This window comes from Planctomycetota bacterium, assembly GCA_035574235.1.
Taxonomy (GTDB): domain Bacteria; phylum Planctomycetota; class MHYJ01; order MHYJ01; family JACPRB01; genus DATLZA01.
Map to the genome: position 1 here is coordinate 22488 of DATLZA010000176.1, position 14304 is coordinate 36791.

Below are 14304 nucleotides of genomic sequence, written 5' to 3' on the forward strand. Positions count from 1 at the left end.
ATTCATTCCGTCACCGTGAAACGCAGCGTCCGCGACTCCCCCCGAATCCCGTTTCCGTACGTCCCCGTGAACGGAGTGACCGTCACGGAGTGCGGGCCCGGCTCCGGGTTCCAGACCGGTCCGCGCCGGCCGTCGTTCGGCACGAGCGTGTAAGGCCGGATCAGCTCCGTGTTGAAGTTGTCCCGGCCCCGGTACGCGAAGCGCACGCTGCCCACGTGGGGCGGATCGGTGTGCACCTGGAGATTGATCCTTCGCGTCGGCAGCCGAGACAGCGACAGGACCGCCCCGTCCCGCAGGTCCTCGAATCCGGGAATCGGGCGCCGCGGAGCGTCCAGATGGATCAGCGAGAACCCCACGATGCGGGGCGGGACGGCCGGAGACGGCGGAACGGGCTCCGGATCCAGCCCCGCTTCCGGCCCCGCCAGCGTGAAATGGCGCGGCGGGACGATGACCGAGCGCCCATCCTCCTCGCGAACGAGCCGCACCCGCCCTTCTTCGACTTCCAGACGCGTCGCCTCGTCGGTGGCGGAGAGCTTCAGCCGCGTCCCCAGAACCTCCGCCCGCGCATGCGGGGCGCGGATGAGCATCGGCCGCCCCGAAGGCTGCGGAGCCACGCGGGCGCGGATCTCGCCGCGCGCCAGCTCGATCACTTTACGGCCGCCTTCGCTCAGGATCCGCAGTTCCGTTCCGGCTTCGATCTCCAGGCGCGTCTCCTCGCCGGCGTATCCGATCACGGCGCCGCCCGTCCCGGCGGAGCGCACCCGGTCGCCGTTGTGCAGAACCGCCCCGGGCCGCGCCGGGACCGTCACGCCTCCGCGGACGACGGCAACCCCCGGACCCGTCTGAAGAAGCTCGGCCGAGCCCGGAACGCGCACGGTCGCCCAGATCACCAGCGCCCCGGCGACCGCCGCCGCCAGCCCCGCCGCGGTCCACCCCGGACGCCGCCGGGGCCGTGCGGAGGAGCGGATCTCGCCCATGACCCCCGCGACGAACGGACCGCCGTTCTCCTCGATCTCCTTCATCACGCCCCGAGCGAAATCCTCCGGCGGCCGGGAATCCAGCACGCGGGCCAGCGCCCGCCCCTGCCGCACCAGGTCCGCGAACGCGCGGCGGCGCTCCGGGTCGGCCTCGAGCAGGGCCGCCAGCTCCTGCGCTTCCGCCGGAGAAAGGCTCCCGTCCAGATACTCCGAGGCCAGCGTGTCGAACCGTTCCATCACGCGCGCTCCCAGGCGAGCCGGCGGTCCACGCAGTCGCGCAACCGCCGCCGCAGATCGAAAAGGCGGACCTTCACCGCGGTTCCGCTGCGTCCCGTGCGGCGGGCGATCTCCGCAATGGAAGCGTCGCGGGAGTACCGCATCTGGAGAAGTTCTCGAAGCTCCGCCGGGAGGCGGCCCAGGCATTCCTGCAGCGCGCGGACCCGCCGCTCGACCAGATCGTCGCCGCCTTCGAGATCCGCCTCCGCAGCCTCCGTCACGACGCGCTCGAGATAGCGCTCCCGTCGGACGGCCTCCCGCCGGATCCGCCGCAGCTCCCCCCGCACGAGCGCGCGCGCGATCGCCGAAAGCCACGCATAGAAATGCGTTCCGGGGCGGTACTCGTCGATCCGGCGGAATGCCTCGACGAAGGTCCGGTGGGCGATCTCATCGGCGTCCACGCCGGGGGGCGACAGGTACGCCACCGAGGCGCGCAGGCGGGCCTGGAAGGCGCGCACGACGGTCTCGTAGGCCTCCGCGCGCCCCTCCCGAACGCGCCGGATCGCCTCTTCGGCGTCGGAGAGAGCTTCCGGATCCATGCTTCATCCCCTTATTGCCGCCCCCGGCTCAAGGTTAGCCGAAATCGGCGGCGGGCGGTCGACTCTTGCCGGTCCTGGAAGACGGCGTTATAATTTGCCGCTCTTCGGGGAAGCCGGAGCGCCGCGAGAGACCGATGCAGAAGATCCTGGTCGCCAACCGCAGCGAGATCGCCATCCGCGTCTTCCGGGCGGCCGCGGAACTCGGCATCCGCACCGTGGCGATCTACGCCTGGGAGGACCGTTTCTCCCTCCACCGCTTCAAGGCCGACGAATCCTACCTCATCGGGCAGGGCAAGGGCCCGGTCGCCGCGTACCTCGACATCCAGGGGATCGTGGACCTGGCGCGGCGGGTCAAGGCGGACGCGATCCATCCCGGATACGGATTTCTTTCGGAGAACGCGAACTTCGCCCGGGCGTGCCGGGAGGCCGGAATCGCGTTCATCGGGCCGCCGACCGAGGTCCTGGAGCTCTTCGGAGACAAGGTGGCGGCGCGGCGGCTGGCGATCGAAGCGGGCCTGCCGGTGCTCCCCGGGACCGAGGGCCCCGTCCGTCCGGGCCCCGCCCTGAAGAAGGAAGCCCGCCGGATCGGCTTCCCCCTCATCATGAAGGCGAGCTTCGGCGGGGGCGGCCGCGGCATGCGCGTGGTCCACCGTCCGGAAGACCTCGAACCGCTCCTCGAGGAAGCCCGCCGCGAGGCGGGCGCCGCCTTCGGCAACGACGCGGTTTTCCTCGAGCGCTACGTCCCCCGCGCCAAGCACATCGAGGTGCAGGTCCTGGGCGACGTCCACGGCGAGATCGTCCACCTGTGGGAACGCGACTGCTCCGTGCAGCGCCGTCACCAGAAGGTGGTGGAGATCGCGCCGGCGCCCCGTCTGGACCCCGGGGTGCGCCAGGCGCTTTGCGACGCGGCGGTGCGCCTGGCCGCGCGGGCGGGCCTCGTCAACGCCGCTACGGTCGAGTTCCTGGTGGACGTCGACCGCAACGAATTCTATTTCATCGAGGTCAATCCCCGCATCCAGGTGGAGCATACGGTCACCGAGATGGTGACGGGCGTGGATCTCGTGCGCGCGCAGATCCTGATCGCGCAGGGCGTCGCCATGCACGAGGCGCCCCTGGGGGTCCCTCCGCAGGATCAGATCCGGACCAGCGGCTTCGCCCTCCAGTGCCGCGTGACGACGGAGGATCCGGAAAACCGCTTCATCCCCGATTTCGGGCGGATCACCCACTACCGATCCCCCGCCGGTTTCGGAATCCGTCTGGACGGCGGGACCGCCTACAGCGGGGCGACCATCACGCCCTACTACGACTCGCTCCTCGTCAAGGTCACCGCCTGGGCGCCCACCTTCGACCAGTGCATCCGGCGCATGGACCGGGCGCTGCGCGAATTCCGGGTGCGCGGCGTCAAGACGAACATCCCCTTCCTCGAGAACCTCCTTCAGCACCCCGCCTTCGCCTCGGGCGAGGCGACGACGACCTTCGTGGACTCGACGCCGGAGCTCGTGCGCTGGCATCCCCGGCGCGACCGGGCCACCAAGCTCCTGAGCTTCATCGGAGACGTCGTCGTCAACGGGAACCCCGAGGTCAAAGGCCGGACGGACGGCCGCGCGATTCCGGAACCCGAACTTCCCGCGATCGACGAGAGCGCCGCTCCGCCCCCGGGCACGCGGGACATGCTCCTCGAGATGGGCCCCCGGAAGTTCGCCGAATGGGCCCGCAGCCAGAAGCGCCTCCTCCTGACGGACACCACGTTCCGGGACGCGCACCAGTCGCTCCTGGCCACGCGGGTGCGGACGTACGACATGCTGCGCATCGCCCCCTACGTGGCCCGCACGCTGTCGAACCTCTTCAGCCTGGAAATGTGGGGCGGAGCGACCTTCGACGCGGCCATGCGGTTCCTGAAAGAGGATCCCTGGGAACGCCTCGTCGCGCTGCGCCGGGCGATTCCCAACATCCTCTTCCAGATGCTGCTGCGGGCCGGAAACGCCGTCGGGTACACGAACTACCGCGACGAGGTCGTCGCGGCCTTCGTGCGCCACGCCGCGCAGGCGGGCATCGACCTGTTCCGCGTCTTCGACTGCTTCAACTGGGTCCCCAACATGCGGCCCTCCCTCGAAGCGGTCCTGGAATCCGGGGCGATCTGCGAGGCCACGATCTGCTATTCGGGGGACCTGCTGGACCCGGCGCGGGACAAGTACACGCTCGAGTACTACGTCAAGCTCGCCAAACAGCTCGAGCGGATCGGGGCCCATATGCTGGCCATCAAGGACATGGCCGGCCTCTGCAAGCCCTACGCGGCCCACCGGCTGGTTTCCGCGCTGACGCAGGAGGTGGGAATCCCCATCCACTTCCACACCCACGACACCGCCGGCATTCAGGCCGCCAGCCTCGTCAAGGCCGCCGACGCGGGCGTCCACATCGTCGACGGCGCGATCGCTTCGATGAGCGGCCTGACGAGCCAGCCGAACCTCAATTCGATCGTGGAGGCCTTCCGCAACACCGAGCGGGACACGGGGGTGGACATCGACGCCCTCAACCGCTGCGCCGAGTACTGGGAGAGCGTGCGCGAGGCCTACTACCCGTTCGAGTCGGGCATGCTCGCCGGCACGGCGGAAGTGTACCGGCATGAAATTCCCGGCGGGCAGATCACCAATCTCCGGGAACAGGCCAAGAGCCTCGGCCTGGCCTCCCGCTGGCGCGAGGTGCTGCGCGCGTACGCCGACGTCAACCGCCTGTTCGGGGACATCATCAAGGTGACGCCTTCGAGCAAGGTGGTCGGGGACATGGCGCTCTTCCTCGTGGCCAACAACCTCAAGGCCGAAGACGTCCTGGACGGGCGGCGCGAGCTGTCGTTCCCGAAATCGGTCGTGGAACTCTTCGAAGGACGGCTCGGGCGCCCCGTGGGCGGTTTCCCCCGCAAGCTCCAGAAGATCATTCTCAAGGATCGGGAGCCCCTCAAGGGCCGTCCGGCGGACGCCCTTCCGCCGGTCGATTTCGACGCGGTCCGCGCGGAGCTCAAGGCCAAGATCAAGGCCGCTCCCACCGACGCCGACGTCCTGAGCTACCTCATGTACCCCCGGGAATTCATCGAGTTCGACGGCCACCGGCGGCACTTCGGAGACACGTCGGTGCTTCCCACGGACGTGTTCTTCTACGGCATGAAGCCGGGGCAGGAAATCACCGTCGAGATCGACCCGGGCAAGACCCTCATCATCAAGTTCATCGCCGTGGGCGAGCCCGACGGCGAGGGCCTGCGGCCGGTCTTTTTCGAGCTCAACGGGGTGCCGCGCGAAGTCCGCGTGGCGGATCGGACGCTCAAAGCCTCCAAGGAAACGCGCCCGAAGGCGGATCCGGACAACCCCGGCCACGTCGGCGCCCCGATGCCCGGCAAGGTCGTCCAGGTCGTCGTCGGCGCCGGGGAGGCGGTGGCGCGCGGGCAGAAGCTTCTCTCGATCGAGGCGATGAAGATGGAGACCTCGGTGTACGCGCCCCTGGCCGGCCGCGTCAAGGAGGTCCACGTCCGGCCCGGATCCGCGGTGGAGGCCAGGGATCTCCTCGTGGTCCTGGAGCCCGCGCCCCCGGAGCCGGCCCCCGAGGCCCGGAAGGAAAGCGCGATCGCCTGAAGGCCCGGTACCTCCCGCCGGACCCTGGGCGACACGTCTTTCGATGGCGGAAGCGGTAAGGAGGAAGCGACCCATGTACGTCGTCCTCGTGCGCCTGGAGGCCCGGCCGGATACGGCGCAGAAGCTCTTCGAGCTGGCCCGCTACAACTCGGAGCAGTCTCGCAAGGAGCCGGGAAACCTTCGCTTCGACGTCCTGCGGGCGGTGGACAACCCGCTCAAGTTCGCGCTCGTCGAGGTCTACCGCGACGAGGCCGCCTTTCAGGCGCACCAGCAGACCCCGCACTACGCGCGCTGGCGCGCCGAGGTGGGCGATCTCCTGGCCGCGCCCCGGACGAGCGAGAAGTACGTCCTCGCGGCCCCCGCGCCGGGGGCGTAGACGCCGTGCCGTTCGCGTTCCTCGCGCCGCCCGAAATCCGCTTCGGATCCGGCGAGTCGCGCCGGCTCCCGGAGATCCTGGCGCGCTTCGGCCGCCGGCCCTTTCTCGTCACCGGCGCCCGCACGGCGGACCGCTTCGCGTTCCTGGCCGCTCTCGGAAACGTTCCCCGATTCGCCGTGTCCGGCGAGCCGGACGTGGCAACCGTGGACGAGGCCGCGCGGCGGGCGCGCGAGGCGGGCGCGGACGTCGTCTGCGCCGTGGGCGGAGGAAGCGCCCTGGACACCGGCAAGGCCGTCAGCGCCATGGCCGTCCACGAGGGAAGCGTCCTCGAATATCTTGAACAGGTGGGCACGGGCCGGACGCTCGATCGCCCTCCCCTGCCGTTCGTGGCGGTCCCCACGACCGCCGGAAGCGGGTCCGAGGCCACCAAGAACGCCGTCCTCCGCGTTCCCGAGCGCCGCGTCAAACGGAGCCTGCGGCACGACCGGCTCATGCCCCGCACGGCGATCGTGGATCCCGACCTGGCCGCCGCGGCACCGCCGGCGGTGGCCGCTTCGGCGGGGCTCGACGCGCTGACGCATCTCCTCGAAGGATTCGTCTCCACCGGCGCCGGGCCGATGACGGACGCCCTGGCGCGGCCCGGGCTGGCGCGGGCGGCGCGGGGCCTGGAGGGGCTGGCCCGGGGCGCTCCGGACGCGGAGTCCATGGCGCTGGCCTCTCTCTGGGGCGGGCTGGTTCTGGCCAATGCGGGGCTCGGGGCGGTGCATGGACTCGTGGCCCCGCTGGGGGGCCGCTTCGCCATCCCCCACGGGCTCGGCTGCGCCGCCCTCCTCGTGGACACGCTGCGCGCCAACCTCCGCGCGCTCCGGACGCGCGCGCCCGCCTCGCCCGCCCTCGAGCGATATGCGGAAGCGGCCCGCCTCTTCGGCGCCCGCGATCCGGAGGAGCTCCTGGAGCGGCTGGCGGACCTCCGGCGGCGTCTCGGGGTCCCCCGACTGGCCGCCTACGGCGTTTCCGAAGCCGACGTCGAGCCCATCGTGCGCGACTCGCGCGGCGGCAGCATGCGGTTCAATCCGATCGAGCTCTCCGACGGGGAGCTCGCCGAGGCCGTGCGCGCGGCGCTCTGAAGGTCCGTCTCCTCGGTCTCGACTTCGAGCGCTTCGGCGCGACCGGGACCCCGCCCTTCCGGCCAGATGTGAAACCCTCCGTGCCCGAACGGAGGGATTTCCCAGGTTCCCCAAATGCCGCGCGCATCCCGGCAGCCCTTGTAAAAGACCGAGTGACGGCCGACGTACGTCTTGGTCCAAGAGATCCCCTTCGTCTCCGCGTCATAGCGGCCCAGGACGCCGAAAGGACCCACCGGATCGCGGCCCGCGCCCGAAACGACGCCCTCCCGGAAGCTGAGCGACAGGTCCATGCGTTCGCGACGCCCGTCCGAATAGGTGTAGAACCCCGTCCACGGACCGGAGGTGAACTCGTCCTCCATGCCTCCAGGATAGCGGGCGCCGCGCCGCAAGAACAGAGGACGCCGAACGCACGGCTTTCGTCCGCGCAATCTCTTGCATCGGCCGCCGCTTCGTCATAACATCGGCGGCCCTGCGGGATCCCAGAGGGGACGACCCCCGGTTGCTCCCGCGCCTCTTTCACTCTTTTCGTCGCGGGAGGAGCGTCTGTCCCCGATCGAAGCCGTCATGAAGGAAACTTCCGAGAGCGCCGGCTTGCGCTCCGCCGCCCGGACGCCCGAGGAGCCGGCCGACCGCGTGGAGGCCCTGCTTCGCGAGCTCGACGAGCTGGAGCCGCAGGGCCGGGACGAGTCGGCCCGCGGTCCCGCCTCCCACGGCCGGGAGGACGCGCTCGCGCTTTACCTCGAGCAGATGGGCCGGATCCCGATGCTGGGCCGCGAAGAGGAGCGCCGGCTGGCCGCGGAGATCCGCGACGCCCGCCGCCGCTTTCGAAACCGCCTGTTCGAATTTCCGTCCGCGGTGGCCGAGGCCGCCGCCCTCCTGGAGGAGATCCGGGCCGGAGAAGCTTCGGCGGATCGGGTGTTGCGCAGCGCCGGTCCGGAAGGGGCCGCGCGCGCGGAGACCCTGGCGGCCCTTCCGGAGGTCCTTCGCGCCGCCGCCGGCCGGTCGCCCCGGGCGCGCGCCCAGGCGGCGGCCCTCCTGGAGGAGATCGATTTCGACACCGAGCTTCTGATCCCGATCGTCCGCACGCTCGAGGAAGCCGCCCGCCGGCTGGAGGAACTCGGCCGCGCCGGAGCCCCGGCGCGCCGCGAGCGGGAACGCCGGCTCGCCGAGCTGGGCGAGACGGATGCCGACCGCTTCGCGGCGCGGGTCCGCGAGCTGCAGGCCCGGAAGACCGAGTACGAGCGCGCCAAGTCGCGCCTCGTGGCCGCCAACCTGCGCCTCGTCGTCGCCGTCGCCAAGAAGTACCGCCATCGGGGGCTCTCGTTCCTCGATCTCATCCAGGAGGGCAACACGGGTCTCCTCCGGGCCGTCGAAAAGTACGATCCGGACCGCGGCTACCGCTTTTCGACCTACGCCACGTGGTGGATCCGCCAGTCCATACAGCGCGCGATCGCGGATTTTTCGCGCACGGTACGGATCCCGGTGCACGTGCTGGACGCCCTGTACCGCCTCCATGTCGCCTCGCGGCGCCTGGCCCAGAGGCTGGGCCGGGAGCCCTCCCTTCTGGAGCTTTCGGCGGCCGCGGACATGGCCCCCGAGGAGGTCGGCCGCGTGCTCCGGGTGGCGGAGCGGCCCGTGTCGCTCGACCGGCCCGTGCGGCCCGGCGAGGAGCATTCCCTGGGCGCCCTGGTCGAGAACGCTTCCTCGGAAGCCCCCGACGCGGCGGCCGGCCGGCGTCTCCTCCGGGAACGCGTGGAGCGCCTGCTGGAAACTCTTTCCCCGCGGGAGCGCGACGTCCTGCGTCTCCGGTTCGGAATCGGCACCGACCGGCCCCTCACGCTGGAAGAGGTGGGACGGCGCTTCGGCCTGACGCGCGAGCGGATCCGCCAGATCGAGGCGAAAGCCCTGCGCAAGCTCCAGCATCCCCGCCGGGCGCGCGATCTTCAGGAGTTTCTCGAGGGGCCGCTCCCCTCCTTCGCGGAACGGCGGTGAGCGCAGACGTCCCCGGACGGCGCCTCTGGACGGTCGGCCATTCGACCTTGACGCTCGAGGAGTTCCTGGAGCGTATCCGCAACCTCGACGTCGTGGCCGACGTGCGGCGTTATCCCGTCTCGCGCCGCTTTCCCCATTTCAACGCGGAGGCTCTCGCCCGGGTCGTGGAATACCGCTCCTTTCCGGCTTTGGGAGGCCGGCGCCGCGGCGGCGGCGATCGGCACCGCGCGCTTCGGTCGGCCGCCTTCCGGGCCTACGCGGCGCACATGGAAACGCCGGAATTCCAGGCCGCCCTGGCCGACCTGGAAGCGCTGGCCGAACGGCGGCGCACCGTCCTCCTGTGCGCCGAAGCCGTCTGGTTCCGCTGCCATCGGATGCTCCTTTCGGATCTCCTGACGGCGCGCGGCTGGACGGTGCTGCACCGGCCGGGGGACCGTCTCCACCGCCTGAGTCCCGCCGCCCGCCTCGAGGGCGGCGGGCTGGTCTACGATCGGGGATAGCCTAAGGAGTAGTTCCCTGGGGCGTCGGCTCGGCGGGGCCGGGTGAAGGCTCCGGGGCGGGAGGCTGCGGGCGTTCCCGATCCTCCTCTTTAGGCGCCGGCGCGGGAGCTCGGTCCTGCGGGGCCGGAGGCGTCGTGTCGGGCGCCGGCGGAGCGGTTTCCCGATCCTGCGGGGGCGGCGCCGTCTCGGGGCGCTGCGGCTCCTCGGGCGCGGGCGCCCCGTTGCGCCGTTCGCGCTCCTGTCGATCCTCGCGTTCGCACCCGAACCCCGGCGCCAGGAACGCCGCTAGGAGCGCCAGGGCAAGTCCGGTTTTCAGGGCTCGAAGCATGAGATCACCTCGTCGGGCGGAAGAAAGGCTCTTCGAACGAACGGGAAAAAGCACGATGCGCTTCCACCCGAATGGAGGCCCGGAAGGGGGCGCCCGTTACGCCTTTCGGAGAAAGCCGGCTAATAACCGAGATGCCGGAGAAACCCCGGATCTTTGCGCCACCGCGGGCGGGTCTTGACCCACACTTCGAGGAACACGGGACGCGCGAGGATCGCCTCGATGTCCCGTCGGGCGGCGGCCCCGAGCTGCTTGAGGGCCTGCCCTCCCTTGCCGATGAGGATCGGCTTCTGGGATTCCTTGTTGACGTAGACGACGGCGCGGATGTAGTCCTTGTTCTTGCCCTCCTCGGGTCGCGCCTCGCGGTATTCTTCGATTTCGACCGCCGTGTCGTAGGGGATTTCCTCGCCGTACAGCGCGTAGATCTTCTCGCGCAGCGCCTCGGCCGCCAGGAAACGGTCGTCCCGATCGGTCACCTGATCGGCCGGGTACAGGGGCTCCCCCGGCGGGAGATGCCGCACGAGCGCGTCCCGGAACGCGTCCACGCCTTCGCCGCTCAGGGCGCTCAGGGCCAGCGTCTCGGCGAACCCTCCCGACGCGGCGTGCGCCTCCACCGCGGCGGCCCGCGCGTCGGCCGGAACGGTGTCGATCTTGTTGACGGCGAGGATGACCTTCCGTGCCGCCGCCGCCACGCGCGCGGCCAGGTCGCGGTCGGCGGGCTCCGGCGGGCGGGGTTCGACCAGAAGCGCCGCGACATCGGATTCCTTGAGGGCCTCCTCGGCGCGACCGAGCATGCGCCGGTCCAGCTCGTCCCGGGCCTTTTCCATGAGGCCCGGAGTGTCCAGGAGCAGCGCCTGGTAGCCCGGTCCCGTGAGAATGCCCAGCACCTTGTGCCGCGTCGTCTGGGGCTTGGGGGAGGTGATGGCGAGCTTCTCTCCCACCAGTCGGTTGAGAAGCGTGGACTTGCCGACGTTGGGCCGCCCCACCAGGGCGACGACGCCGGCACGATGCGGAACGGCCGCGTCCGTCATGCCCGGAAGTTTAGCGACGCGGCCCTCGCGGCGCCAGTCCTCTTCCGGAGCGCGCCTACAGAAGCTCGCGGATCGGCTCCCCGCCGTCCAGAGCCGGCACGGGCCGCCCCTGGTGGTTGAGGAACTGGACGTGCGGATCGACTCCCAGCACGTGGTAGATCGTGGCGTGGAGGTCCGCCGGCGTCAGCGGCCGCTCCTTGGGGTATTCGCCCCGGGCGTCCGTGGCGCCCACGACGCGGCCGCCCTTCACTCCGCCGCCTCCCAGGACCGCGAACATCGCGTTGCCCCAGTGGTCGCGCCCGGGGGTTCCGCGGCCGCTTCCGTCGTTCATGCGCGGCGTGCGGCTGAACTCGCCGCAGATGACGACGAGCACCTTCTCCAGAAGCCCGCGGCTCTCGAGGTCTTCGAAAAGCGTGGCCACGGCGGCGTCGTACCGGGGCAGGTAGTTCTCCATGCCCTGCTTGAGATCCCAGTGGTGATCCCAGCCGCCCATCTGAACGGTCACGAACGTGACGCCCGCTTCGGCCAGACGCCGCGCCAGCAGGACCGACTGGCCCCACGTGTGGCGGCCGTAACGCTCCCGAAGCTTGGCGTCCTCGGCGCCGATGTCGAAGGCGCGGCGGACCTCGGCGCTGGTGACCAGATCGAAGGCCTGCTGCTCGAATCGGTCCATCGTCTCGAGCAGCCCGCCGGCGTCCGCCTCGCGGCGCAGGGTGTCGAACGAGCGGCGCAGCTCGCGCCGGTCCTGGATGCGCTCCACGGTGAGGCCCCCGGGGAGCCGGAGGTTGCGGACCTGGAAATCCGCGCGGTTCGGATCGCCTTCGGTCTCGAAGGGATCCAGGTGGCGTCCCAGATAGTTGCCGCCGAAGTAGCCGGGACGGAGGCCCACGCTGGCGGCGTGGGGCACGGCGACGTACGCCGGCAGGCCGGGACGGCGCGCGCCCAGGACCTTCGTGGCGATCGACCCGAGGGAGGGGTACTTTCCGGTCGTGTCGGCCCCGCTGGCCCCCGGCCGCCCGGTCAGCATGAGATGGGCTCCGCCGAAATGGTCCCCGTCCCCATGGTGGAGCGACCGGACGATGGAGAACGTATGGGCGACCCGCGCCTGGCGGGGGAGAAGTTCCCCGATCTGCATTCCCGGGACGTTCGTCGGAATGGGGCGCCAGAAGCCGCGGTACTCGGCGGGCGCATCGGGCTTGAGGTCGTAGAGGTCCATGTGGCTGGGTCCGCCGTCCAGCCAGATGAGGATCACCCGGGCGTCGCGGGACGCCCGGCCGGCCCGGGCCGCTTCCTCGCGGGCGCGCAGCAGCCCGGGAAGCCCGAACGAGGCCATCCCGGCCACCCCGAGCTGAACGAAGCTCCGACGGGTCATCCCGTCGCAGTACCGCGAAGCGCCGCCGGCATCGACGCGCAGCATGAATACCCCCCTCGAACGAACCCGCGCGTCCCGCTCCTCTATAAAATATGTACAACGCTTCCGTCCGTGAGTGACGCCGCGCCGGAATTTATTTCGCGGAATCGAGCAGCCCCCGGCGCTTCATCCAGTCCTCGCACCGCCGCGGCCACGACGCCGCCGGGTGCGGAATCGGCCGGATTCCGAACCCGTGGCCGCCGGATTCATAGAGGTGAAGCTCCGCGGGAACGCCCGCCCGCCGAAGCTCCAGATAATAGCGGACGCTGTTTTCGACGGGCACGCGGTCGTCCCCCGCGTGCACGAGAAAAGCGGGCGGAGTCTCCGCCGTCACGCGGAGGCGGGGCGAAAGAACGTCGGTTTTTTCGCGATCGACGATCCCGCCCGGATAGACGAGAATCGCGAAGTCGGGCCGGCAGGAAACGGCGTCGGCCTCATCCACGGGCTCATAGGCGCGCGAGGCGAAGTTCGTGGAGAGATGGGCGGCCAGGTGTCCCCCCGCCGAGAATCCCAGGATCCCGATCCGGCCGGGATCCACGCCCCACTCCGCGGCGCGGCGGCGCAGGAGCCCCAGCGCGCGCTGGGCGTCCTGAAGGGGGAGAAGCTTGTCCGGATCGTGCGGCCGCTGCGGCACCCGATACTTGAGCACCGCCGCGGCGATCCCGAGCCCCCGGAGCCAGGCGGCGACCTCCTTTCCCTCGTGCCCGATCGCCAGCAGGCGGTATCCCCCGCCCGGACAGACGAGGACCGCGGCGCGGACGCTCCGCTCCTTCGGCGGAAGGTGGACCTCGATCGTCGGCCGGGACACATCGGTGAGCCGCGGAACGTCCGTCTGTCCCGGCCTGGACTCCAGGAACCGCTCGGGACCGATCTCTTCCCGTTCCCCCGGCGGCCGGCCCGGCCAAAGCTCGATGATCGTGGGCTTGCTGTCTTCCTGCGCCGCCGGCGCCCAGGCCACGGCGGCCGCCGCGATGAGAAGCACCATGTCCTTCGTCTCCTTCTCTCCTGCAACGCCGCTCCCGGGACCGGAGTTTCGCAACCCTGGCGAAGGAACGCCGCGGCCCTTATACTGAGCCCCCATCGGAGGAAAATCGACGATGGCGGACCTGAGCCGGCGTTCGTTCCTGGGCACGGCCGCGGGCGCACTGGGCGCCGCGGGCCTGCGGGCCCCGCAGGCGCCCGGGCTTCCGGAGCCCCGCTACGTCCTTTCCTGCAACCTCGAGCTCATGTTTCCGCGCGACCTCCCCCACGAGCGCCGCCTGGAACTCATCGCCTCCGAGGGCCTGAAGGCCTACAGCTTCTGGAACCCGCGGGGCAAGGACCTGGAAGCCCTGGCGCGGACGGCGGAGCGGCTGGGACTGACCTGCGGGAGCATCAGCGGCACGAGCCGCACCGGCTGGTCCACCGGCCTCACCCGGACGGGCGCCGAGGCCGCGTTCCTCGAGGACATCGAGGAGCACGCCCAGGCCGCCGTGCGGGTCGGCGCGCGGAACCTCGTCTGCTTCGTCGGACAGGTCCAGAAGGACATTCCCTGGGAGATCCAGGAACGGCAGATCGTGGAGGGCCTGCGGCGGGCCGGCGACCGGGCGGAGAAGTACGACGTCTATCTCTGTCTCGAGCCGCTCAACCCCGTGGAGTCGCCGCAGATGTCCGTGCTGTCGGCCCGGGAGGGATTCCGGATCATCGCCGCCGTGAATCACCCGCGGGTCCGGATCGACTTCGACCTCTACCACCTTCAGCTCGGCGAGGGCAACCTCATCAACAACCTCCGCCGGGGGCTCGGCCAGGGCTGGATCCGCTTCGTGGAAATCGGGGACGTCCCCGGGCGGCGCGAACCGGGAACGGGCGAGGTGAACTACGCCAACATCTTCCGCGTCCTGCGCGAGCTGGGCTACGCGGGCTTCGTGGGCCTGGAACACGGAACCTCGTCCACCCCCGAGCACGCGATGCGCGCCGTCCGGTCCGTCGCCGGAGTCTGAGCCGTTCCGCACAGGAATTGCCCATGCAGGGGCTCCGGCCCGACGTAAGTCCTCCGGGGCCAGGACGATGAGCCAATCCGGCGGGTCTCCCGCACGCTGCGGGCGTACGATGATTGTCTCCGCACGCCGCGGTTCCTCGTGGACGCGCATT

Annotated in this window: 11 protein-coding genes; 6 read left to right on the forward strand and 5 right to left on the reverse strand. The window is 70.7% G+C overall.

Going from position 1 to position 14304, the window contains the following annotated elements:
- Nucleotides 1-2: 2 nt before the first annotated feature.
- On the reverse strand, nucleotides 3-1214 hold the full coding sequence (locus tag VNO22_16585) for a FecR domain-containing protein (protein ID HXG62990.1): 1212 nt from the start codon (nucleotides 1212-1214) through the stop codon (nucleotides 3-5).
- Nucleotides 1214-1792 carry a sigma-70 family RNA polymerase sigma factor gene (locus VNO22_16590; protein HXG62991.1) on the reverse strand — a complete coding sequence of 193 codons (579 nt, stop codon included), beginning with the start codon at nucleotides 1790-1792 and terminating at the stop codon, nucleotides 1214-1216. The genes VNO22_16585 and VNO22_16590 overlap by 1 nt, the downstream gene beginning before the upstream one ends.
- Nucleotides 1793-1926: 134 nt before the next feature.
- Between VNO22_16590 and VNO22_16595 the strand changes: the two genes are divergently transcribed.
- The 5 genes from VNO22_16595 (at nucleotide 1927) to VNO22_16615 (ending at nucleotide 9407) form a co-directional block, all read left to right on the forward strand.
- On the forward strand, nucleotides 1927-5412 hold the full coding sequence (locus tag VNO22_16595) for a pyruvate carboxylase (protein HXG62992.1): 3486 nt from the start codon (nucleotides 1927-1929) through the stop codon (nucleotides 5410-5412).
- Nucleotides 5413-5485: 73 nt separating this feature from the next.
- Nucleotides 5486-5788 (forward strand): putative quinol monooxygenase, encoded by a 303-nt coding sequence (locus VNO22_16600; GenBank protein HXG62993.1) that lies wholly within the window; start codon nucleotides 5486-5488, stop codon nucleotides 5786-5788.
- Between the two features lie 5 nt (nucleotides 5789-5793).
- Nucleotides 5794-6915, forward strand: coding sequence for an iron-containing alcohol dehydrogenase (locus VNO22_16605; protein ID HXG62994.1), 1122 nt, complete (start codon nucleotides 5794-5796; stop codon nucleotides 6913-6915).
- 564 nt (nucleotides 6916-7479) lie between these two features.
- Entirely contained in the window at nucleotides 7480-8907 is a 1428-nt protein-coding gene (locus tag VNO22_16610; protein ID HXG62995.1) for a sigma-70 family RNA polymerase sigma factor, read from the forward strand.
- Entirely contained in the window at nucleotides 8904-9407 is a 504-nt protein-coding gene (locus VNO22_16615; GenBank protein HXG62996.1) for a DUF488 domain-containing protein, read from the forward strand. The genes VNO22_16610 and VNO22_16615 overlap by 4 nt, the downstream gene beginning before the upstream one ends.
- A 447-nt stretch (nucleotides 9408-9854) precedes the next feature.
- Here the strand turns inward: VNO22_16615 and era are convergent, their stop codons facing one another.
- From era to VNO22_16630, 3 genes are all read right to left on the reverse strand, one after another.
- A complete protein-coding gene (era, locus tag VNO22_16620; protein HXG62997.1) occupies nucleotides 9855-10763 on the reverse strand; it encodes a GTPase Era in 909 nt (302 codons plus the stop codon).
- Nucleotides 10764-10818: 55 nt separating this feature from the next.
- Nucleotides 10819-12180, reverse strand: coding sequence for a DUF1501 domain-containing protein (locus VNO22_16625; GenBank protein ID HXG62998.1), 1362 nt, complete (start codon nucleotides 12178-12180; stop codon nucleotides 10819-10821).
- Nucleotides 12181-12268: 88 nt separating this feature from the next.
- On the reverse strand, nucleotides 12269-13159 hold the full coding sequence (locus VNO22_16630; GenBank protein ID HXG62999.1) for an alpha/beta hydrolase: 891 nt from the start codon (nucleotides 13157-13159) through the stop codon (nucleotides 12269-12271).
- Between the two features lie 112 nt (nucleotides 13160-13271).
- On the opposite strand from VNO22_16630, the gene VNO22_16635 reads away from it, so the two are divergent.
- Entirely contained in the window at nucleotides 13272-14153 is an 882-nt protein-coding gene (locus tag VNO22_16635) for a TIM barrel protein (GenBank protein HXG63000.1), read from the forward strand.
- The last annotated feature ends 151 nt before the right edge of the window (nucleotides 14154-14304 follow it).

Coding starts and splice junctions, on each gene's coding strand:
- VNO22_16610 (HXG62995.1), top strand. CDS start 7,480: ATGAAGGAAACTTCCGAGAGCGCCGGCTTGCGCTCCGCCGCCCGGACG.
- era (HXG62997.1), bottom strand. CDS start 10,763: ATGACGGACGCGGCCGTTCCGCATCGTGCCGGCGTCGTCGCCCTGGTG.
- VNO22_16625 (HXG62998.1), bottom strand. CDS start 12,180: ATGCTGCGCGTCGATGCCGGCGGCGCTTCGCGGTACTGCGACGGGATG.
- VNO22_16590 (HXG62991.1), bottom strand. CDS start 1,792: ATGGATCCGGAAGCTCTCTCCGACGCCGAAGAGGCGATCCGGCGCGTT.
- VNO22_16585 (HXG62990.1), bottom strand. CDS start 1,214: ATGGAACGGTTCGACACGCTGGCCTCGGAGTATCTGGACGGGAGCCTT.
- VNO22_16630 (HXG62999.1), bottom strand. CDS start 13,159: ATGGTGCTTCTCATCGCGGCGGCCGCCGTGGCCTGGGCGCCGGCGGCG.
- VNO22_16600 (HXG62993.1), top strand. CDS start 5,486: ATGTACGTCGTCCTCGTGCGCCTGGAGGCCCGGCCGGATACGGCGCAG.
- VNO22_16635 (HXG63000.1), top strand. CDS start 13,272: ATGGCGGACCTGAGCCGGCGTTCGTTCCTGGGCACGGCCGCGGGCGCA.
- VNO22_16595 (HXG62992.1), top strand. CDS start 1,927: ATGCAGAAGATCCTGGTCGCCAACCGCAGCGAGATCGCCATCCGCGTC.